Raw genomic sequence first — 20,803 nt, 5'->3', positions numbered from 1 at the left:
AGTTACCGGAAGAGTTGGGCTGAAGAGAGAATGTTGGAGGAAAAACAATGGGTATTTTAGTACAGAAATTCGGCGGCACATCCCTTTCGACACCAGAGGCAAGGGAACATGTCATTCGTCATATTCAGCGCGAATTGGATCACCAGCAGCAATTGGTGGTGGTTGTTTCAGCGATGGGAAGGAAAGGGGAGCCTTATGCCACGGATACGCTGCTGCAATGGGCGGCGGACAACGGGAACAGCCTCCCTGCACGCGAAAGGGATTTACTGCTGTGCTGTGGTGAAATCATATCGGCATCTACGCTGTGCAGCCTGCTCGGTAGTGAAGGCATTTCATCGACCGTGCTGACAGGGGCTCAAGCCGGATTCATTACAGATGATCAATTCGGTAATGCACGTATTGTAGACGTTCGACCGGATCGTGTATTGGAAGAATTGAAGTCCCATCAGGTGGTGATTGTCACCGGTTTTCAGGGACAGAGTGAGTCGGGTGATTTTACAACCCTTGGCAGAGGGGGCAGCGACACATCGGCAACAGCGCTCGGCGCAGCTCTCAAAGCCGATGTCGTTGATATCTATACGGATGTAGACGGTATACTAACGGCCGATCCGCGTATTGTGGAAGATGCAAAGCCGCTGCGGGTTGTCAGCTACGCTGAAATTTGCAATATGGCTTATCATGGGGCGAAGGTCATTCATCCTCGTGCGGTTGAGATTGCCATGCAGGCTCGGGTTCCTGTTCGCGTACGCTCAACCTTTAGTGAAGGGGAAGGCACGCTCGTTACGCATCCTGAAGGCTTTAGGGATGTCCAGACAGGTATTCTCGATCGTTTTGTAACCGGTATTGCTCATGTAGGCGGAGTTACCCAAATCACGGTGGAATCCGAGAGCGGCACGGATAACCTTCAGCTGAAGGTATTCAAAACGATGGCTGAGCACGGAATCAGCGTAGATTTTATTAATGTAACCCCGTCCGGAGCGGTGTATACGGTGTTCGACAGTGATGCTGACAAGGCGGTAACCGTCCTGGAGCAGCAGGGGCTTGTTCCCAAAGCGTTGTCCGGATGTGCGAAGGTATCTGTAATTGGCGGCGGAATTAACGGTGTGCCGGGAATTATGGCGCAGATTGTGGAATCCCTCACCAATGCGGGAGTACAGATTCTGCAGTCTGCCGACTCGAACACGACAATCTGGGTATTGGTACGAAAGGAAGACATGGTACAGGCACTGCGCGCGCTGCATGCTAAATTTGAACTGCATCGTTAATTAGACATTCTAGTTGAATAGGAAGGCAGAGGGTTTTGCATGAACGGAGGAATTAGGTTGGATTTCGGAAGACTGATCACAGCGATGGTAACCCCCTTTAACGACCAAGGTGAGATTGACTGGGAACAAACGTCCAAGTTGATCGATTATCTGATAGAGGAACAGCAGACGGATTCGATCGTTGTATCCGGCACCACTGGAGAATCACCAACACTAAGCGACGAAGAGAAAATGGAATTGTTCAAATTCAGTGTTAAGCATGCAGCAGGACGATGCAAAATTATTGCAGGTACCGGCAGCAACAATACCAAGCATTCGGTTCACTTGACGAAGGAAGCGGAACTGGCAGGCGCCGATGGCGTGCTGCTGGTCGTTCCTTATTATAACAAGCCCAATCAGGAAGGCATGTACCGGCATTTTGAGAGCATCGCTAATGCCACCTCACTGCCCTGCATCCTTTACAATGTGCCCGGCCGGACCGGAGCCAGCTTGAGCGCTGCAACCACGCTGCGTCTTGCCCAAATCAGCAACATTGCCGCAACTAAGGAATGCGCAGCAACCGATCAAGTAACGCGTATTGCTGCAGAAGCGCCTGAAGGCTTCCGCGTTTACTCAGGTGATGATGCCTCAGCACTTCCGGCGATGTCTGTCGGCGCCTATGGCGTGATCAGTGTTGCCAGTCATATTGTAGGCAAGGACATGAAGAAGATGATTCAGGCCTTCTTTGGCGGGGACAGCCTTGACGCCGTGAAGATTCATCAGAAGCTCCATCCGATCTTCAAGGGGCTGTTTGAGTGTCCCGACCCGCTTCCGAATCCCGTTGCGGTTAAATATGCTTTGACATTGCGCGGTTTGAATGTCGGCAGCGTCAGACTGCCGCTTGTGCCGCCAAGCGGGGAAGAAGAGCAATTTATTCGGAAATTAATAGACCAGGCATAATGGATATTTATAGGTTTGTCAGACCGGTACCTCCACAGGAGTACCGGTCTTTCTGTTTCTCCGGAGTAGGCTGGGAATAGATCAAAGAGGGGTGAATGCTTAACAACTTGGTGTGAGGGAAAGCACAAGGGCGCTGCAGCCAGTAAACCTGATGAAAGGCTTGTTTTTGGGGGAACCTACAACATATGGAGCACTTGACTTGTAATTTCGCAAATTAATCATGTATAATGGGGTCAAGTGACTGGGTGCGGTATTTTTTAGTAAAGTAATCGATACATGAAAATAAAATAAGGTACGACGTCCAACTACCATAGGAGGTTTAGATTCTTTTGTCTAAGAAAAATAACAACGATAAACTGCTGATTTTTGCTTTGGGCGGCGTCGGTGAAATTGGTAAGAATATGTATGTGGTCCAATACGGAAACGACATCGTCGTCGTGGACGCTGGTCTTAAATTCCCGGAAGAAGACATGCTCGGTATCGACATTGTCATTCCTGACATTTCTTACCTGACTGAGAACCGTGATAAAGTAAAAGGCATTGTCCTGACACACGGACACGAAGATCACATCGGTGGTCTGCCATATGTACTGAAACATCTTAATGTTCCTGTATATGGAACGAAGCTTACACTCGGCCTGGTAGAGAACAAGCTGAAGGAAGCGAACTTGCTGGGAGAGACTAAACGCATTCTGATCGATGCTGATTCGGAGATTAAGCTGGGCTCTCTGGGTGTGTCCTTCTTCAGAACAAATCATAGTATTCCAGATTCCGTTGGTGTTGTTATCGACACCCCTGAAGGTGCCGTAGTTCACACGGGTGACTTCAAGTTCGATCATACACCGGTTAACGGTCAATACGCGGATCTTCAGCGCATGGCTGAGATTGGCACAAGAGGCGTGTTAGCGCTTTTATCGGATAGTACCAATGCTGAGAAGCCAGGCTTCACACCTTCCGAGAAGAACGTAGGCGTTGTACTGGAAGACATTTTCTATAAATCCAAGCAGCGTGTGGTCGTAGCAACTTTTGCTTCCAACGTACACCGGATTCAGCAGGTCATTAATGCAGCGGAGAGCACGGGCCGTAAAGTGGCGGTTATTGGCCGCAGTATGGTTAATGTGGTCGGCATCGCTTCGGATCTCGGGTATCTTGATATCCCGGACGGTATGATCATTGAACCGGAAGAAGTCGGCAAAATGGCCGCAGACCGTGTTGTCATTCTCTGCACAGGCAGCCAGGGCGAGCCGATGTCTGCACTGACCCGCATGGCACGTTCTACACACCGTAAAGTGGATATTCTGCCAGGTGATACTGTCATTATTGCCGCAACACCTGTTCCTGGTAACGAGAAGTATGTAGGACGCACCATCGATGAATTGTTCCGTTTGGGAGCGAATGTGTACTACAGCGCTGCCAACCCGGGTATTCACGTATCCGGTCACGGCAGTCAGGAAGAACTGAAGCTGATGCTTAACTTGATGAAACCGAAATTCTTCCTTCCTATCCACGGTGAGTTCCGTATGCAGCGTCGTCACGCACTGCTGGCTGAATCCGTAGGTGTGGATTCTGATAACATTTTCATTACGGATATTGGTGAAATTGTTGAAATTCAGGGTGGTTCAGCACGTAAAGCCGGAAAAGTCACTGCCGGTAACGTGCTCATCGACGGCTTGGGTGTCGGTGATGTAGGCAATATTGTCCTGCGTGACCGCAAACTTCTGTCCCAGGACGGTATTCTGGTTGTTGTAGTGACTCTCAGCAAGCAGGATGGAAGCATTATGTCGGGGCCAGATATTATTTCCCGCGGTTTTGTTTATGTCCGCGAGTCGGAAGGGCTGCTGGACGAGGCGAATCGCATCGTATCCAGTACGCTGCAGAAGCTGATGAGCGAGAATGTGAACGAGTGGGCTTCTCTGAAGACTAACGTAAAAGACGCTCTGGGACGTTTCCTGTATGAACAGACTCGCCGCAGACCTATGATTTTGCCTATCATCATGGAAGTGTAATACAAGTAAACTGAATAGACAGGCACACAGTCGCCTCTTGTTCGCAGGTAATATTGGACGGTTCCCTGCAGAACAAGAGGCTTTTTCTGTCCGCGGGTATAATTCCGACATGAAGTCCCATACTAAGAAAAAGATGCCAATCCAACGATTGGCCCAATAGACTTCTTCGGAGAGGGATAGGTGTACTATGTCTGACTTTAAAAATTCAGCTTCGATCCGTAATGAAACAGCGGCACCAACACAGCAGCCTGAAGAGAAAAAATCACCGGTTATGGAAAATATTCAACAGCTCGGACAGACCGCCTTACCCGCAGCAGAGTCGAATATTTTTTGCATGAGCATCATAGGCCAGATTGAAGGCCATATCATTCTTCCGCCTCAGAACAAAACAACTAAATATGAGCATATTATCCCCCAGCTGGTGGCGGCAGAGCAGAACCCGCGAATTGAAGGACTGCTGTTAATCCTGAATACGGTGGGGGGCGATGTGGAAGCGGGATTGGCTATTGCTGAAATGGTGGCATCGTTAACGAAGCCAAGCGTCACCGTCGTCATCGGAGGCGGACACAGTATCGGTGTGCCGATTGCTGTGTCATCCGACTATTCCCTGATCGCGGAAAGCGCGACAATGACGATTCATCCGATCCGGATGAGCGGGCTTGTCATTGGTGTGCCGCAAACGTTTGAATATATGGAGAAAATGCAGGAGCGAGTCACTCGCTTCGTAACCTCCCATTCCCGGATGAGTGAGTCTCTGTTCAAGGAACTGATGTTTAAAACGGGCGAATTGAACCGTGATATCGGTACCGCGGTCGGAGGTCACGATGCGGTTCGTTACGGCTTAATGGATGCGGTCGGCGGCATAGGCGAAGCCATTACACGCTTGAATGCCATGATTACAGAACGCAGACAGCAGATACGAACTGCTGATTCGGCCGGGGCAATTCCGGGAGGGATGATGTCACCGTCGATTCCAACGGCTCACCCCGATCAGCCTGGGGGATTACAACAATGACGCTATATACCACGATGCCGGACGAGTACATTTGGCAGGGAATGTGGAAGGAGCCGAGGCCTGCCCAGGAAATTCGGTATGCGGGTATGCTTATGGAGGTTCGACCGGTTGAATCTGATCATCGTAAGCTGGAAATTGTCCGTCTGCTGGATTGCCCGCTGGAAGCTTATCTGAATCCGGCATGGGCACCAGGGCAGTGGATTGAATTGGGATTTAATGTAAAGTGAAATGTCGTGCAAATGCTGGCGATTTCAGATGAACGCTGTTGAAAAAGAACATATGTACGGGGTTGCGAGTTATGGTATAATATTCTTCTGGGGGTGACCTTTTGTGGCCAGAAGAAGGAAGAAGAAAAAGGCAGCGCTTGGCAATGTACTGAAATATGAAATCTACGGGATTATTCTGATCACCTTATCCGTGATTGCGCTGTCCGGTGAAGCAGCGGTGGGCCGCTCTTTGTCCAAAATGTTTGGATTAGTACTGGGCAAGTTTTATTTTGTCATCCCGTTAATTGGTATATATTACGGCCTGATGGTCATGATCCATCGCCGCTGGCCTCACAATTGGACTACACGTAAAAGCGGACTTGTGCTTGCAGTGCTGGCACTGACATTAATGAGCAGTATATCCGCCATGGAGCAGCGGCTGAGTCCGGTCGGTGCTCTGCACCCGGCCAATGTAATGAGCCAGATACATATAGATATGCAAGAGCAGCTGCTTGTTCCTGAAGGGCAGGATAAATCCATGCTGCATAAGAGCATCAGCGGGGGCTATGCAGGAGCTGTGGAATTTGCGTCCCTGCTGTGGCTGTTCGGTTTACCGGGAGCCAAGCTGGTTATGGTAGTCATGTTCGTGATCAGCTTTATGCTTATTACGAATCTATCCTATGTGGATCTGATCCGAATATTCCGGACCAAAGTGATGACAGCCGGTACAAATGCTTTCCGAAGATTACAGCAGTCCGGCAAAACGTCCTCTGGCAAAAAGACAGGGAGCCGAACTAAATCCCGTGCAGTCAAAGAAATTCCGGTCTACGAGGATGAGGATGAAGACGATCTGGAAGAGCCTGCGCCAGCACGCAAGCAGCCGGTTTTTTTCCAGTTGTTCGGAACGAAAGGGAAAAAAGACGCTTTGTCTGCAGCAGCCGGGCCGGAGGGAAATGCTGTTGAACCGGCATATGAGGAGAGGACGCAGCCTGTCCGCAGCTGGGATGATGCCATGGAAGAGGAGCTATCCTCTAATGCTTTGCCTGCAGTTTTGCAGCCAGAAGCGGTCCTGCAGACAGCAGCCCCTTCGCCGATCATCCGCGATTTCTTTGACAGCATCAAATCGGAAGACGTATCCTCCTATGAGGATGAGGAGCTGGACCATCCGGATGTTCCGGCCATTCCATCGGACTCCGATTTGAATGAAACATCTTCAGTTGGATGGCGTGAGGCAGAGGCTGATCCGGAGAAGATAGGACAACTGGACTCAGCAGATGAGGAGACCGGATTAATTGCCGGGCAGAGCCTCTCTGCCGTTAATCCTGACAAGGGTGAGGGGACAGAGACGGTTCCGGCAGCTCCGCCACCCCCTCCGAAGCCGTATCGTCTGCCTCCGTTCCGTTTGCTCTCCAAGCCGAATAACAGCGGCAAGGGAGGAGATCAGAACGACTACATGCAGACAGCGAGGAAGCTGGAAGCGACGCTGGAGAGCTTTGGTGTGAGAGCTAAAGTACTTGAAGTCGTGCGCGGACCTGCGGTCACCCGCTATGAGATCCAGCCTGACATCGGTGTTAAAGTGAGCCGGATTGTCAGTCTGACGGACGATATTGCTTTGGCACTGGCGGCGAAGGATATCCGGATGGAAGCACCGATTCCAGGAAAGTCGGCGATCGGCATTGAAGTACCGAATGGCGAAGTGTCTCTAGTCACCATGCGTGAAGTTATGGAGACGGCGACATTCCAGGAAGCCGAATCGAAGCTGTCCATCGCGTTTGGCCGTGATATTTCCGGCCAGACTATTATCGGCAACCTTGCACGTATGCCCCATCTGCTGGTGGCAGGTGCAACCGGTTCCGGTAAGTCCGTCTGCATTAACGGTATTATCACAAGTATTCTTTACAAGGCGAAGCCGGATGAAGTCAAGTTTCTGATGGTCGATCCCAAAATGGTTGAATTGAACGTCTATAACGGAATTCCTCATCTCATGGCGCCGGTGGTTACAGATCCGAAGAGAGCTTCTCTCGCCCTCAAAAAAATCGTGGTAGAGATGGAAAAACGCTATGAGCTGTTCTCCAAATCGGGTACTCGTAATGTCGAAGGCTATAATAAGCTTATGGCAGATAACCCGGATGCTGTTCTGCCGTATATCGTTGTCATTGTGGACGAGCTTGCTGACCTGATGATGGTGGCTGCCGGGGACGTAGAGGATGCGATTGCCCGTCTGGCCCAGATGGCTCGTGCAGCCGGCATTCACTTGATTATTGCAACCCAGCGACCATCTGTTGATGTAATTACCGGGGTGATCAAGGCTAATATCCCTTCCAGAATTGCATTCGGGGTGTCGTCACAGGTAGACTCAAGGACGATCCTGGATATGGGCGGTGCCGAGAAGCTTCTTGGACGGGGGGATATGCTGTTCATGCCGATGGGTGCTTCCAAGCCTGTTCGTGTACAGGGGGCCTTTATGAGTGACCAGGAAGTAGAGAATATTGTGGAGTATGTACGTGGTCAGGGGGATGCCCAATACGACGAATCCCTTGTCCCTGAAGTGGATGAGAGCAGTATGGAGATGGATGAAATGGTAGACGAACTGTTCGAGCAGGCTGTTCAAATCCTTCTTGAAGCGAAGCAGGCTTCGGTGTCCCTGCTGCAGCGGCGTATGCGTATCGGTTATACACGTGCTGCCCGTCTGATTGATTCCATGGAGGCGCGTGGAATTATCGGTCCCTATGAAGGCAGCAAGCCGCGCGAAGTACTGATATCCCTGGAGCAATATCAACAGAATAAATTAAGCTCATGATGAATGAGAACTTGTGGAACTCTGGCATGCTGATGCCGGGGTTCTTTTTTTGTGGACCCTAATAAAAGGAGAAGTGCATAGGAAACAGGGGTCCTTGTCATAATAAACGTAGCCATCCTGTTAATCCCACAAGAGAGAGGTAGAGCAGAACATGAGAAAAATGAGCTTATGGATTCTGGCGGGCGTTCTGCTGCTGTCAGCAGCCCTGTATACGAATTACCTTTATGCGGAGAGTGCACGGCCCATTCAGCTTCCGCAGCAGCAAGAGAGCAGGCCAGAGGCTGTGCCCACCTTCAGCAGTGAGAAAATCACCTATGGTTCCTACGGGCAGGATGTTTATGAACTGCAAAGCCGTTTGAAGTATCTGGGCTTTTATTATGGTCAGGTTGACAGTACATTCGGTTCCAAAACCGTGGATTCCGTCAAATGGTTCCAGTCTGAATTCGGTATCACTCCGGATGGTGTCGTTGGGGCGAAAACCAAGCTGAAGCTGTACAATGCCACGAAGGATTGGAAGCCGACCGAAACTCCTCTTCACAAACAAGGCCAAGGCGGCACGACGGAAACCGGACAAGCCGGACAGGCAGGGAATGAGGACGATGGCTCCATGGCCTCGGCGAATTCTATGGGTTTGTCGGAAAATGAGTTGAAAATGATGGCAAATGCCGTCTATGGAGAAGCGAGGGGGGAACCGTTTGAAGGGATGGTTGCCGTCGCAGCCGTGATCCTCAACCGTGTGAAATCACCGAGCTTCCCAAATACACCGACCGGTGTCATTTTTCAGCCAGGTGCATTCACAGCTGTGGCTGACGGCCAGATTTGGCTGACGCCAAACGATACAGCTCGCCAGGCGGTACAGCAGGCGCTGAACGGCTGGGACCCATCCGGCGGCTGTATCTACTACTTTAATCCGAAGACCGCCACATCCAAGTGGATCTGGTCACGGCCTCAGGTTAAAACGATCGGTCAGCACATTTTCTGTATGTAGCTGCCTGATGACGCTGCATATGTGTATTATCCCCGGGCAGCCGGAAGGGTCCTCTTCCGGTTGCTTCTTAGCTTTTCCATGGGTTAGAATGGATTTTACATCAAGTACAGCATAAGAAGCAGTATTTACCAAATGACGCCGCAAAGGGGTTTTGGAATTGATAAAATCAGGATTTGAACGCGGCAGCCGCAGAGAGCTGCGGATTCATGTGCTGCCGACCAAACGCTTTAAGACGTTTGCGATATCTTTATATGCCGGTATTCCTTTGCGTGAGGATACGGTAACCAATGTGGCTCTAACGCCATTCGTTCTGAGACGGGGGACCGAGTCCTATCCCGAAACAACACAGTTCAGAGAGCAGCTGGAGCACCTGTACGGTGCGGGTTTTGGTTTTGATGTATACAAGCGCGGGGACTATCAGATTGTTCAGTTCCGGATGGATACGATTAATGATTCGTTCGTACAGAGCGCGGACAGTCTGCTGGACCGTTCATTCGCTTTTCTTGGAGAGGTGCTGACACGTCCTGCCACGGAGAGCGGCCATTTCCGAAGCTTTTATGTACAGGCTGAACGTGAGAATGTTCGCAAAAAAATTGATTCGATCGTCAACGACAAAATCCGTTATGCTGCTGAGCGCTGTATTGAGGAAATGTGTGCAAATGAACCTTATCGGCTTCATCCGCTGGGCCAGCGCAGTGATCTGGATACGATTGAGGCAGAGAGTCTGTATCAGGCATATCAGAATTGGCTTGATGAGGCCAGTCTGGACCTGTATGTCGTTGGAGATACAACACTGGAAGAGGTGGAGCAGCTGGTGGACCGCCACTTTGCACTCGATCGTACCTCGTCCAGCGGCTATGCTCCGCAAAAGACGGTAGCGGCTCATCGTGATGTTCATACAGTGGTTGAGCGTCTGGACGTCGGCCAAGGTAAGCTGAATATGGGATTGCGCACCCCGATTACATATGGCGATGATCAATATGCGGCGGCGCTTATGTATAACGGCATTCTTGGGGGTTACCCGCATTCCAAGCTGTTCATTAATGTGCGGGAGAAAGAAAGTCTGGCTTACTATGCCTCTTCCCGCTATGACGGTCATAAAGGGATCGCTACAATTCAATCAGGTATTGAAATTCCAAACTATGAAAAAGCGGTCCAGATTATCAAGCAGCAGCTGAGCGATCTGGAGGCAGGTACAATCAGTGAGCTCGAAATGGGACAGACCAAGGCCATGATCCGTAATCTGCTGAAGGAAATGCAGGACTCCGCTTTTGAAATGATCGCCTATGATTTCAACCGTCAGCTCTCCGGCAAGGAACGTTCCGTTCAGGAGCTGCTGGAACAGATTGAGAACGTCTCGGTGAAAGATGTGCAGTCTGCAGCAGATACATTCAAGCTGGACACCATCTATTTCCTGAGAGACAAGAAGGAGGAGTAGCCCGTGCAAAGCATACATTATGATCACCTGCAGGAAACCCTTTATTTTGAAGAGCTGGAGAACGGCCTTCATGTGTATGTACTGCCAAAGCCGGGTTTTCAGAAGACGTTTGCCACTTTCGCTACCAAATTCGGATCAGTTGATAACCATTTTCGTGTAGCAGGCCAGGATGAGCATAAGGTTCCGGACGGAGTGGCGCATTTTCTGGAGCATAAAATGTTCGAAGAGCCGGAAGGTGATGTTTTTTCAACATTTTCCAGCCATGGTGCATCCGCGAACGCATTTACCAGCTTCGATCAGACCGTATACCTGTTCTCAGCCACGGAGCACATTCATGATAATCTGGAGACGCTGGTTAATTTTGTGCAGAATCCATATTTTACAGAGCAGAATGTGGAGAAAGAAAAAGGCATTATCGGCCAGGAAATTAATATGTATGCGGACAATCCCGACTGGCGTGTATATTTCGGCCTGATTGAGGCCATGTACAAGGTTCACCCGGTTCATATCGACATCGCGGGTACGGTGGAATCAATTAGCGGCATTACAAAAGATACGCTGTACACCTGTTATGATGCGTTTTATCATCCTAGCAACATGCTGCTGTTTGTCGTGGGCGGCGTGGATGCTGAAGAGGTGATCCAGCTGGTGCGGGAGAACCAGGCCAAGAAGGACTACAAGCCACAGGGAAGCATTGACCGCATCTTCGACGAAGAGCCAGCCACCGTAGCGGAGAAGCGCCGTGAAGTTAAACTCCCGGTATCCCTGCCGAAATGCCTGTTCGGCTTCAAGGAGCGCCAGGTGGGTCTGAGCGGGGAAGAGCTGACCCGCCATGATCTGACGACTAAGCTGATGATGGATCTGCTGTTTGGTTCAAGCACCGAACTTTATCAGAAGCTGTATGACGAAGATCTCATCTCCGACAGCTTTGGTTCCGAGTACAGCAGTTCAACGCAGTATGCATTCTCGGCTGTGGGCGGAGATACCCGTGATCCGGATCTGCTGCTCAAACGAATCCGCGAAGAGGTAGATGTAATTGTACAGAACGGTTTTAAGGCCGAGCATTTCGAGCGGGCGCGCAAAAAGAAAGTCGGAGGCTACCTGCGCATGCTGAATTCACCTGAAAATATTGCTCATGAATTTACACGTCACAAATTCCGCGGCGGTGATCTGTTTAAGGTGCTGCCTATTTATGAGAGCATTACTCTAGACGATGTGAACCGCCGTTTGCGCGAGCATATCAACTGGGATCAGTTGGCCGTGTCACTGGTGGTGAGTCCATAGTGGGTGGAGAAATCGGACAGATCGGCAAGCCGATCGCCGACACGACCGTATTGGTTACAGGGGGAAGCCGGGGCATTGGTGCTGCGATTGCAGAGCGCTTTGCCTCGGTGGGTATGAAGGTAGTCATTCACTATCAGCAGTCCCATGAGGCAGCGAATGAGGTGGCACGGGATTGCCTGGAATACGGCGCTAAGGTTATGACCGTCTGTGCAGATCTGCGGAGCAAGGAACAGATCGAGCGTATGAAGGAAAAACTGGAGACTTTCGATATGCTGCCGGACATTCTCGTGAATAATGCGGGTATTTCGCACTATGGTCTGCTGGCTGACGTGACTGAGGAAGAATGGGATAACGTTATGTCCGTTAATCTCAAAGGAACCTTTTTGTGTACCCAGGCTTTTATGCCCCATATGATCTCCCAACGTTATGGCAGGATTATCAATATATCCTCAGTCTGGGGGATATCAGGTGCTTCCTGCGAGGTGCTCTACTCGGCAACCAAGGGCGGCATCAATGCCTTTACCAAAGCGCTGGCCAAAGAGCTCGCTCCTTCAGGCGTATCCGTGAATGCGGTGGCGCCAGGGGCAGTCGAGACTTCGATGCTGGATCATCTGGCTGAAGATGAGCTGCAGATGCTGTCTGACGAGATACCGGCTGGCCGCCTTGCCAAACCGGATGAAATCTCGTCCCTGGTCTATTTTCTGGCGCTGCCGGACTCCGGTTATATTACGGGTCAGGTTATTAGTCCCAACGGCGGATGGGTGACTTAAGCATCATTTGATCATGAACTCAGTGTTCATCATTCGTTCACGAAATCCGGCGAACTCCAGCATAAAAGCTTCTTCTCCAGCGCATATTACAACTGTTCATTCTAATCATGCGCATGCACAAAAGGAGGAAGAACAATGTCTTCAGTAGTTAAGGATTTTGACGGCTGGAAAAAGTTTCTGGGTGAGCGTGTCGTACAGGCTGAGAAAGCAGGCATGAGCCAGGATACCATTGCTAAGCTCGCTTATGAAATCGGCGATTTTCTGGATGAGAAAGTGGATCCGGGCAACCATTCCAACCGCGCTCTGAAAGAGCTGTGGGAAGTGGGTAATGAAGAAGAACGCCACACTATTGCCAAGCTGATGGTCAAACTGGCGAAACACAACGCATAAGCCTTCCGAAAGAAGAAGCCCCCAATTTTGGGGGCTTTTCTCCCATTCCATTTGCAAAAACATGAAGTTATGACATTCCTGTTCTTGTATTTCATTTTTATTTTTTATATCATTAACGTGTTCTATGTGTTTTGAACTTACAACAAAATTTCGACACGATTCTTTATAGTCATGTCGGATTTATGTATAATATGGGCTTGGATGTGGTGATGTGATGGGATTGAAGCAATGGTACATGGAATATAAAATACATAAAAACCGGCCCGGCCTGCTTGGCGACATCGCCTCCATGCTCGGTATGCTGGAAGTCAACATTTTGACTATTAACGGGGTCGAAGGCAAGACTCGCGGAATGCTGCTTGAAAGCGATGATGATGACAAAATCCGCCTGCTGGGCGAGATGCTGAAGAAGATGAGCAACATTACGGTTTCTGCTCTCCGTGCGCCCAAGCTGGTGGATATACTGGCTGTTCGTCACGGCCGATATATTGACAGAGACTCGGATGACCGTAAAACCTTTCGCTTTACCCGGGATGAACTTGGGTTACTCGTTGATTTTTTGGGTGAATTATTTAAAAGGGAAGGGAATCAGGTCATCGGATTGCGCGGGATGCCGCGGGTAGGCAAGACAGAGTCCATTATTGCTGGCAGCGTGTGCTCGATGAAGCGCTGGACGTTTGTCTCTTCGACGCTGCTGCGTCAGACCATCCGGAGTCAGCTGTCCGAGGAGGAAATGAACCCGAACAATATTTTTATCATTGACGGGATCGTTAGCACCATTCGTTCCAACGACCGCCACTATCAGCTGCTGCAGGAAATCATGAGCATGCCGAGCACGAAGGTTATTGAGCACCCGGATGTATTTATGAGGGAATCCGGATACACTTATGAGGATTTCGATATTATTGTTGAACTGCGTAACAATCCGAGTGAAGAGATCATCTATGACACATTCACTTCAAGTTATACCGATGATATCTGAATTTGCGCCAAGATGCTGATCTAATTGACATACAGCAACTACAAACACTTCAAACAACAACATTAGGGGGTAATGGCATGTCTGAACTGGGTCAACAGTTAAGAGAGGCCCGGCTGGAAAAAGGGATGAGTCTTGACGACGTACAGGAAATGACCAAAATTCGCAAACGTTATCTGGAGGCTATTGAAGCCGGAGACTACAAGGTGCTGCCGGGGACTTTTTATGTGCGGGCATTTATCAAGACGTATGCTGAAACGGTAGGACTCAATCCGGATGAACTGCTGGAAGGACACAAAAAGGATGTGCCTGCGCCGGAACCGGAAGCGGTAATGGAGCCAGTCACCCAGAAACGTTCAAGTCGTCCTTCAAGCGGGGGCGAACGTAATTTCCGCTGGATGCCGACCATGCTGATGTGGCTGTTCCCGCTGCTCATTATTGTGGTAGTGATCTACATTATCGTTTCCAAAGACAGCGGTGATCCTGCTCCGCAGCAGGCAGCACAGCCTGCTACCGAACAGACAGCTCCCGCAGCTGATGATTCCAAGCCGCAGACGGATACCAGCACGCCGGCAGATGACAGCTCCAAGCCTGCCGATCAAGGCGACAGCACCAACCAACAGGGCGGCGGCGCCGGAGGTACAACGGACGGAACCGATGGTACAGCGACCGGTCAGGACGGAACGACAACTACGCCCGGAGAAGCAGGCACAGCGCCTGAAGATGGCACACCTGCCGATCAGACGGATACAGCTGCCGGCGGCGTGACGGTCAGCCCGGACGGCAAATCAGGCAGCATGACGAAGTTCAAGGTAGCTTCGGCTGGCGGAGCACCTGTCAAGGTTGAAATCAAGGCATCCGGAAGGAGTTGGCTTGAGGTCTACAAAGGCCAGAACTCCCGAGGAGAAAAGCTCGAGCGTAAAACGACGGAAGATGGAGACACTTTCTCCTTTGACCTCGGCAGTGAAGGACTGTACATCAAGTCCGGATATTCTCCGGCTACAGCCATTTCGGTTGGCGGTCAGCCGGTTACGGACGGCAAATCTACTTCACGGATCCTGCTGAGCCTGGACGACAGTGCTTCTGGAACAGATAATGCATCAGGTGATTCCGGCACATCAGCCGATACATCAGCCGATACATCAGATAGTACGGACAGTAATAATTGATTTTTTTGCTGGCAGAGGATGGACATAATAATGAACATGAATAGGTAATGAGCATACCGGAAATAATAGGATTGAGTTCATTTGCAGCTTTAGCAAAACAGTACCTATTTCATTTCCGGAAAGTGGGGTGTCCATCGTGACAGTCAGCTGGATCGTTACCGGTTTGGGAGTTATCGTCAGTCTCCTCGGATATTACTTGACGCCAAATGCATGGGGCTACGGTATTTTGGGGTTTGGCCTTGCGCACATCGTTCTGGGTATTCTGGATATGTTCAGACAGCCAGCGCGCAGCAAGTATTAATGATCGTGAACAGGGCGTTTTCGCACAGGAGGCTGGCGGAAACGTCTTTTTTCTGCCGCCGGGTTGGACTTGCAGGGAATTGTTCACTATAATAAAGTTCGTGAATACAGCATTGAAGGAAAGTGAGGGTTACATATGGCTTCAGAAAGTTCATTTGATATCGTATCCAAGCTGGATATGCAGGAGCTGACGAATGCGGTTCACCAGACCGAGCGCGAGCTGGAGACCCGTTTTGACTTTAAGGGGAGCAAGAGCAGCCTCACTTTGGAGAAGGAGGCCCTGGTCATTGCATCAGACGATGAATTTAAGCTGAATGCAGTTATTGATATTCTTAAGGGCAAGATGGCCAAGCGCGGCATTTCTCTAAAAAACGTGGATTACGGCAAAATTGAACCGGCTTCCATGGGTTCGGTGCGTCAGCGGCTGTCGTTCAAGCAGGGAATTGATCAGGCGAATGCCAAAAAAATTAATGTTCTGATTAAGGACTCCAAACTCAAGGTCAAAAGCCAGATCCAAGGCGACCAGATCCGTGTAACAGCAAAAAGCAGGGACGACCTGCAGGCTGTAATCCAGCTTTTGCGCAAGGCGGATCTTCCGCTTGAACTGCAGTTCACCAACATGAAATAAGTCAGCCTTCCGCTGTCCGCCTGTGCGGACTGCCGGAGGCTTTTTATTCTGTTTTGACACTGCAATTGCCGTATATTATACTTGAAACGTTATAGGAGCAATCAGGTTTTGCAGGAACGCCGGCCGTTGCAGCTTAGCTGCGAAGAGATAAAGACCGCGATTCCTGCCTGTGCAATCATTTAAGGAGAACTTGTCAGGGGAGAGTGTACTGTACTGTGAATTTACCCAACAAAATAACGCTGGCACGTATTTGTCTCATTCCTTTAATGATGATATTTTTGCTGGTTGATTTTGATTTCTTTCCGTCACCTATACATATTGGCAATTTCAGCCTTGCGTTCAATCAGCTGATGGCAGCGTTGGTGTTTATTATTGCAGCCTCTACCGATGGAATCGATGGTTATCTGGCCCGGAAGAATAATATGGTGACCAATCTGGGCAAGCTGCTCGATCCGCTCGCGGACAAGCTGCTGGTGGCAGCTGTGCTGATTTCCCTCGTGCAGATGGACAAGGTGGATGCATGGGTTGCTGTTGTCATTATCAGCCGGGAGTTTGCTGTGACTGGTCTGCGTCAGATTGCTTTGCTGGATGGAACGGTCGTAGCCGCTGGTAAATGGGGCAAGATCAAGACGGTTGTCCAGATCATTGCGATTGTAGCCATGCTTTTGAACAATTTCCCGTTTGCGTTCATTGGGTTTGAGTTTGATGATGTCGCAATGTGGCTGGCTGCCCTGATCACGCTCTACTCGGGCATCGATTATTTTGTCAAAAACCGCGGCCTCCTGCATTCCTCTAAGGCCTAAAAGGACACAATGAAAAGCGATAGGATCTTCCTATGGCTTTTTGTTTGATTTGAGGAGTAACGGTCCAAAGAGTATGTACAGCATATTTTTATGTACTGTGCATCTATCTTTGATTATTTTGCTGTATGCTTAACACATAGGAGGATCATTTGGTATGAAAGCAGAAATTATTGCAGTCGGAACAGAACTGCTGCTTGGACAAATTGTGAATACGAACGCTCAATTCCTGTCACAGGAACTGGCTGCATTGGGTATCGATGTATACTTTCAAACCGTGGTTGGCGACAATATAACGCGTCTTGAGGAAGCCATCCGGATTGCGCAGGGCCGTGCTGATGTCATCCTGTTCTCTGGCGGTCTGGGACCGACGCAGGACGACCTGACGAAAGAGGTGCTTGCCTCTGTTCTTGGTACCGAACTGCATATTGACCGCATGGCGATGGACAAAATCGAACAGTTCTTTCTCAGCCGCGGTGCAGAGATGACTGAGAACAACCGCCGGCAGGCATTGTCCCTGAAGGGATCCACTCCACTTGAGAATGAGACAGGTCTTGCTGTCGGGGACGCAATCGCCCAGGACGGCAAATTCTATGTCGTCCTTCCTGGCCCTCCCAAGGAGCTCAAACCGATGTTCCACAATCAGGCCAAGCCTTGGCTGCTGCAGCAGGCCCTGACGGATGAACAGCCGATTTACTCCAAAATGCTGAAATTTGCCGGCATTGGTGAATCAGCTCTGGAGACACGGCTGCTGGATCTGATCGAGAGCCAGTCTGATCCTACAATCGCGCCTTATGCTAAGGAAGGCGAAGTGACAATCCGTATTTCCACCAAAGCATCCAGCCAGACGGAAGCAATGACCAAGCTGAATGCGATGGAGCTGCAGATCCAGCAGCGTCTTCCGCAGCATCTTTATGCCAGTGAGGATATTCCGCTGGAGAAAAAGCTCGTGGACATGATGGTTGCCCGCCAGCTGACTGTCAGCGCGGCTGAGAGCTGCACAGGAGGCCTCCTCATGGAGAGCCTGACTTCCGTTCCAGGCAGCGCCACGGTCCTTCTGGGCGGTGTGGTATGCTATACCAATGAGATCAAGAAGAAGCTGCTGCATGTGCCTGCCAGCCTGCTGGAAGGGGACAACAGTCCGGGAGCTGTCAGCGAAGAAGTAGCCCGGGCGCTTGCCGAGAATGTCCGGCTGATTACAGATTCGGACTTCGGATTGTCTGTGACCGGTGTGGCTGGTCCTGGATTTGCAGAGGGCAAGCCGCCAGGTCTCGTGTATATCGGAATTGCGGAACGCGACCGTAAAACGGAGGTGCATGAGCTGCGGCTGAATGGTAATCGTGAAACCGTCCGTTTGCGTGCTGCCAAGAGTATTATGTACCGGCTGTGGCGCAGATTGGTCGATCAGGAGACCCCTTCGGCGGAATAAGGATCCGCGGGATACAAGCTTGACGAGGATTGCTTTTTGAACTGGAAAAAGATATAATAATAGAGACGGAAGAACCGCCTGCGAAGTGATCTGAGCAATCGGTTCTTCTTTTATTTTTGGAGGATGGATGGCGGAGGAAGAGGCGCCCTTCCTCGCAAAAAAAACGAATGTATGTTCGAAAAAAAGCTTGGCAAGCGTGTAAAAACAAGGTATTATTATATTATAAATGATGAAGGATGTGAGTTTATTGTCAGATCGTAAGGCTGCGCTTGAAATGGCGCTCCGTCAAATAGAGAAGCAATTTGGTAAAGGCTCCGTAATGAAACTTGGTGAGTCAACTCACATGCAAGTGGAAACAATTCCCAGCGGATCGATCGCTCTGGACATTGCTCTAGGAACCGGCGGTTTTCCAAGAGGCCGGATTATTGAAATATATGGACCGGAATCTTCCGGTAAAACAACTGTAGCCCTGCATGCAATCGCAGAGGTACAGAAGACAGGTGGACAAGCTGCTTTCATCGATGCAGAGCATGCCTTGGATCCACTTTATGCAAGCAAACTGGGTGTCAACATTGATGAGCTGCTGCTGTCCCAGCCGGATACAGGCGAGCAGGCACTTGAAATCGCTGAGGCGCTGGTTCGAAGCGGTGCGGTAGACATCATCGTTATTGACTCCGTAGCGGCTCTCGTACCGAAAGCGGAAATCGAAGGTGAAATGGGTGACTCGCACGTTGGTCTGCAGGCGCGACTCATGTCCCAGGCCCTTCGTAAGCTGTCAGGTGCGATCAATAAATCCAAGACGATTGCGATTTTTATCAACCAGCTTCGTGAAAAGGTTGGCGTGATGTTCGGTAACCCTGAGACTACTCCAGGTGGACGTGCTCTGAAGTTCTATTCAACGGTTCGTCTTGATGTACGCCGTATTGAGAGCCTGAAGTCCGGTAACGACATCGTGGGTAACCGCACACGTATTAAGGTCGTAAAGAACAAAGTGGCACCTCCGTTCAAACAAGCGGAAGTGGATATTATGTACGGAGAAGGCATCTCCAAAGAAGGCAGTCTCATTGATATCGGTACAGAACATGATATCGTGGACAAGAGTGGCGCTTGGTACTCCTATGAAGGCGAACGTCTGGGTCAAGGACGGGAGAACGCGAAGCAGTTCCTGAAGGAAAACCCTCAGGTGGCAGGAACGATCGAACATAAGATCCGTCTTGCAAGCAATCTGATCACTTCTGTGGCTGCTCCAACAGCGGAAGAGCTTGAGCAGGAAGCGAAGGAAGAACAGGAACTGCTTGAGCTTGAATAAGCTAATTAACAGCTGAACTTCTTTTAAAGCAATGCAGCTGAACTATACAGAGTTCGCCGCAATAGGGCGCCCGATGGGCGCCTTTATTTTTTAACAGGAGAACTTGTGGAGGGGAGGCAAAACTGTGAAAGATCTTGATGAGATTGATATGGAACTGGAACAGGAGGTTCCAGGCGGCATCGCTCATTTTCCCGATCATAGGGAACTGGTGGTTACCCGTGTTGAACGTAAGCAGGGGCGGCAGCGGGGACGGTACCTTATCCATTTTGGAGAATACAGCCTGTCCGTGCTGGAAGATGTCATGATCAAATACAGGATGACATCCGGAACTGTATTTACAAAGGAAGAGCTGGCCGAAATCGTCGTTGCCGATGAACGACAGCAGGCTTATGTCCATTCACTGTATATACTGGGCCGAAAACAGCGCAGCCGCACAGAGCTGGCCAGACGCCTCACGGATAAGGAAATCCAGCCAGCGATTGTAGAAGAGACGCTGGATCGTCTGGAGCGGGAGAAGCTGATTGATGATACCGTATTTGCCCGCCAGTGGGCTCAGCAGCGCATTAGCAGTCAGCGTAAGGGAAAACTGTGGGTCCGGCAGGAACTGCGCCAAAAAGGAATATCCAAAGATAATATTGCGGAAGCTCTTGGGGAAGTTAGCGACGAAGAGGAATGGGACAGTGCTCTGCAATGTGGACGCAAGAAATGGAGACAGGTTCGAGGAGAAATGCTGGATCAGAAGCGCAAGACGATGGCTTATCTGATGCGGCGAGGTTTCACAGGCGAACTGTCCCGCCGGGTCATTCAGCGTCTGGCAGCGGAGAGTCAGGAAGCGGAAATGGACGAGGATGATACGGAGTGGCCGGACATGGACTGAGGGAAGTTAAGCGCCCGCGTCCCTTGACAATATCTTTTACCAAATAATAAAATGTAATTGGGTCTATAAAAGACATAGAAGATCTTTTTCCTTCCAAAAAAGCGTCTTCATGGATAGGATCCGAATTGTTACAAATGAAGAGGGTACCGCTGGACAAGCGGGGTAGCATATGCGTCAGCATATGGTTAATAGGTGACGGTGAGACAAGAGA

General features: G+C 50.2%; 19 protein-coding genes. All 19 read left to right on the top strand.

What is annotated here, in order from left to right; translation table 11 throughout:
- Nucleotides 1–47: 47 nt before the first annotated feature.
- The 19 genes from dapG (at nt 48) to Q5741_RS04960 (ending at nt 20,592) form a co-directional block, all read left to right on the top strand.
- Entirely contained in the window at nt 48–1,265 is a 1,218-nt protein-coding gene (gene dapG / locus Q5741_RS05050) for an aspartate kinase (protein WP_305022974.1), read from the top strand.
- Between the two features lie 57 nt (nt 1,266–1,322).
- Nucleotides 1,323–2,204 carry a 4-hydroxy-tetrahydrodipicolinate synthase gene (dapA, locus tag Q5741_RS05045; RefSeq protein ID WP_305022973.1) on the top strand — a complete coding sequence of 294 codons (882 nt, stop codon included), beginning with the start codon at nt 1,323–1,325 and terminating at the stop codon, nt 2,202–2,204.
- 329 nt (nt 2,205–2,533) lie between these two features.
- The gene (locus Q5741_RS05040; protein ID WP_305022972.1) at nt 2,534–4,210 is read left to right on the top strand and encodes a ribonuclease J; all 1,677 of its coding nucleotides are present in this window, start codon (nt 2,534–2,536) and stop codon (nt 4,208–4,210) included.
- Between the two features lie 187 nt (nt 4,211–4,397).
- On the top strand, nt 4,398–5,225 hold the full coding sequence (locus tag Q5741_RS05035) for a ClpP family protease (protein WP_305022971.1): 828 nt from the start codon (nt 4,398–4,400) through the stop codon (nt 5,223–5,225).
- Complete coding sequence (locus Q5741_RS05030; RefSeq protein ID WP_305022970.1) at nt 5,222–5,452, top strand: YlzJ-like family protein; 231 nt, start codon at nt 5,222–5,224, stop codon at nt 5,450–5,452. Before Q5741_RS05035 ends, Q5741_RS05030 begins: the two co-directional genes overlap by 4 nt.
- A 103-nt stretch (nt 5,453–5,555) precedes the next feature.
- Complete coding sequence (locus tag Q5741_RS05025) at nt 5,556–8,231, top strand: FtsK/SpoIIIE family DNA translocase (RefSeq protein WP_305022969.1); 2,676 nt, start codon at nt 5,556–5,558, stop codon at nt 8,229–8,231.
- Nucleotides 8,232–8,382: 151 nt separating this feature from the next.
- Complete coding sequence (gene sleB, locus Q5741_RS05020) at nt 8,383–9,219, top strand: spore cortex-lytic enzyme (protein WP_305022968.1); 837 nt, start codon at nt 8,383–8,385, stop codon at nt 9,217–9,219.
- A gap of 157 nt (nt 9,220–9,376) precedes the next feature.
- Entirely contained in the window at nt 9,377–10,657 is a 1,281-nt protein-coding gene (gene yfmF / locus Q5741_RS05015; RefSeq protein ID WP_305022967.1) for an EF-P 5-aminopentanol modification-associated protein YfmF, read from the top strand.
- 3 nt (nt 10,658–10,660) lie between these two features.
- The gene (yfmH, locus tag Q5741_RS05010; RefSeq protein ID WP_305022966.1) at nt 10,661–11,941 is read left to right on the top strand and encodes an EF-P 5-aminopentanol modification-associated protein YfmH; all 1,281 of its coding nucleotides are present in this window, start codon (nt 10,661–10,663) and stop codon (nt 11,939–11,941) included.
- Complete coding sequence (gene ymfI, locus Q5741_RS05005; RefSeq protein WP_305022965.1) at nt 11,941–12,711, top strand: elongation factor P 5-aminopentanone reductase; 771 nt, start codon at nt 11,941–11,943, stop codon at nt 12,709–12,711. Before yfmH ends, ymfI begins: the two co-directional genes overlap by 1 nt.
- A gap of 135 nt (nt 12,712–12,846) precedes the next feature.
- Nucleotides 12,847–13,101 (top strand): DUF3243 domain-containing protein, encoded by a 255-nt coding sequence (locus Q5741_RS05000; RefSeq protein WP_305022964.1) that lies wholly within the window; start codon nt 12,847–12,849, stop codon nt 13,099–13,101.
- Between the two features lie 214 nt (nt 13,102–13,315).
- Nucleotides 13,316–14,083 (top strand): DUF3388 domain-containing protein, encoded by a 768-nt coding sequence (locus tag Q5741_RS04995; RefSeq protein ID WP_305022963.1) that lies wholly within the window; start codon nt 13,316–13,318, stop codon nt 14,081–14,083.
- 77 nt (nt 14,084–14,160) lie between these two features.
- Complete coding sequence (locus Q5741_RS04990; RefSeq protein WP_305022962.1) at nt 14,161–15,249, top strand: helix-turn-helix domain-containing protein; 1,089 nt, start codon at nt 14,161–14,163, stop codon at nt 15,247–15,249.
- 136 nt (nt 15,250–15,385) lie between these two features.
- Nucleotides 15,386–15,550, top strand: a complete 165-nt coding sequence (locus tag Q5741_RS04985) for a hypothetical protein (RefSeq protein ID WP_305022961.1) — start codon at nt 15,386–15,388, stop codon at nt 15,548–15,550.
- A 135-nt stretch (nt 15,551–15,685) separates the two neighbouring features.
- On the top strand, nt 15,686–16,177 hold the full coding sequence (locus Q5741_RS04980) for a YajQ family cyclic di-GMP-binding protein (protein WP_305022960.1): 492 nt from the start codon (nt 15,686–15,688) through the stop codon (nt 16,175–16,177).
- Nucleotides 16,178–16,392: 215 nt separating this feature from the next.
- Nucleotides 16,393–16,980 carry a CDP-diacylglycerol--glycerol-3-phosphate 3-phosphatidyltransferase gene (pgsA, locus tag Q5741_RS04975; RefSeq protein ID WP_305022959.1) on the top strand — a complete coding sequence of 196 codons (588 nt, stop codon included), beginning with the start codon at nt 16,393–16,395 and terminating at the stop codon, nt 16,978–16,980.
- A gap of 154 nt (nt 16,981–17,134) precedes the next feature.
- Nucleotides 17,135–18,406, top strand: a complete 1,272-nt coding sequence (locus Q5741_RS04970) for a competence/damage-inducible protein A (RefSeq protein ID WP_305022958.1) — start codon at nt 17,135–17,137, stop codon at nt 18,404–18,406.
- Between the two features lie 247 nt (nt 18,407–18,653).
- Nucleotides 18,654–19,715: a recombinase RecA gene (gene recA, locus Q5741_RS04965; RefSeq protein WP_305022957.1), complete on the top strand. Its 1,062-nt coding sequence runs from the start codon at nt 18,654–18,656 to the stop codon at nt 19,713–19,715.
- 148 nt (nt 19,716–19,863) lie between these two features.
- A complete protein-coding gene (locus Q5741_RS04960) occupies nt 19,864–20,592 on the top strand; it encodes a regulatory protein RecX (RefSeq protein ID WP_305023334.1) in 729 nt (242 codons plus the stop codon).
- Nucleotides 20,593–20,803: the final 211 nt, after the last annotated feature.

Origin of the sequence: Paenibacillus lacisoli (genome assembly GCF_030580655.1) — a bacterium.
GTDB classification, from domain to species: Bacteria; Bacillota; Bacilli; order Paenibacillales; family Paenibacillaceae; genus Paenibacillus; species Paenibacillus lacisoli.
This window is presented reverse-complemented; position numbering and strand designations above follow the sequence as displayed.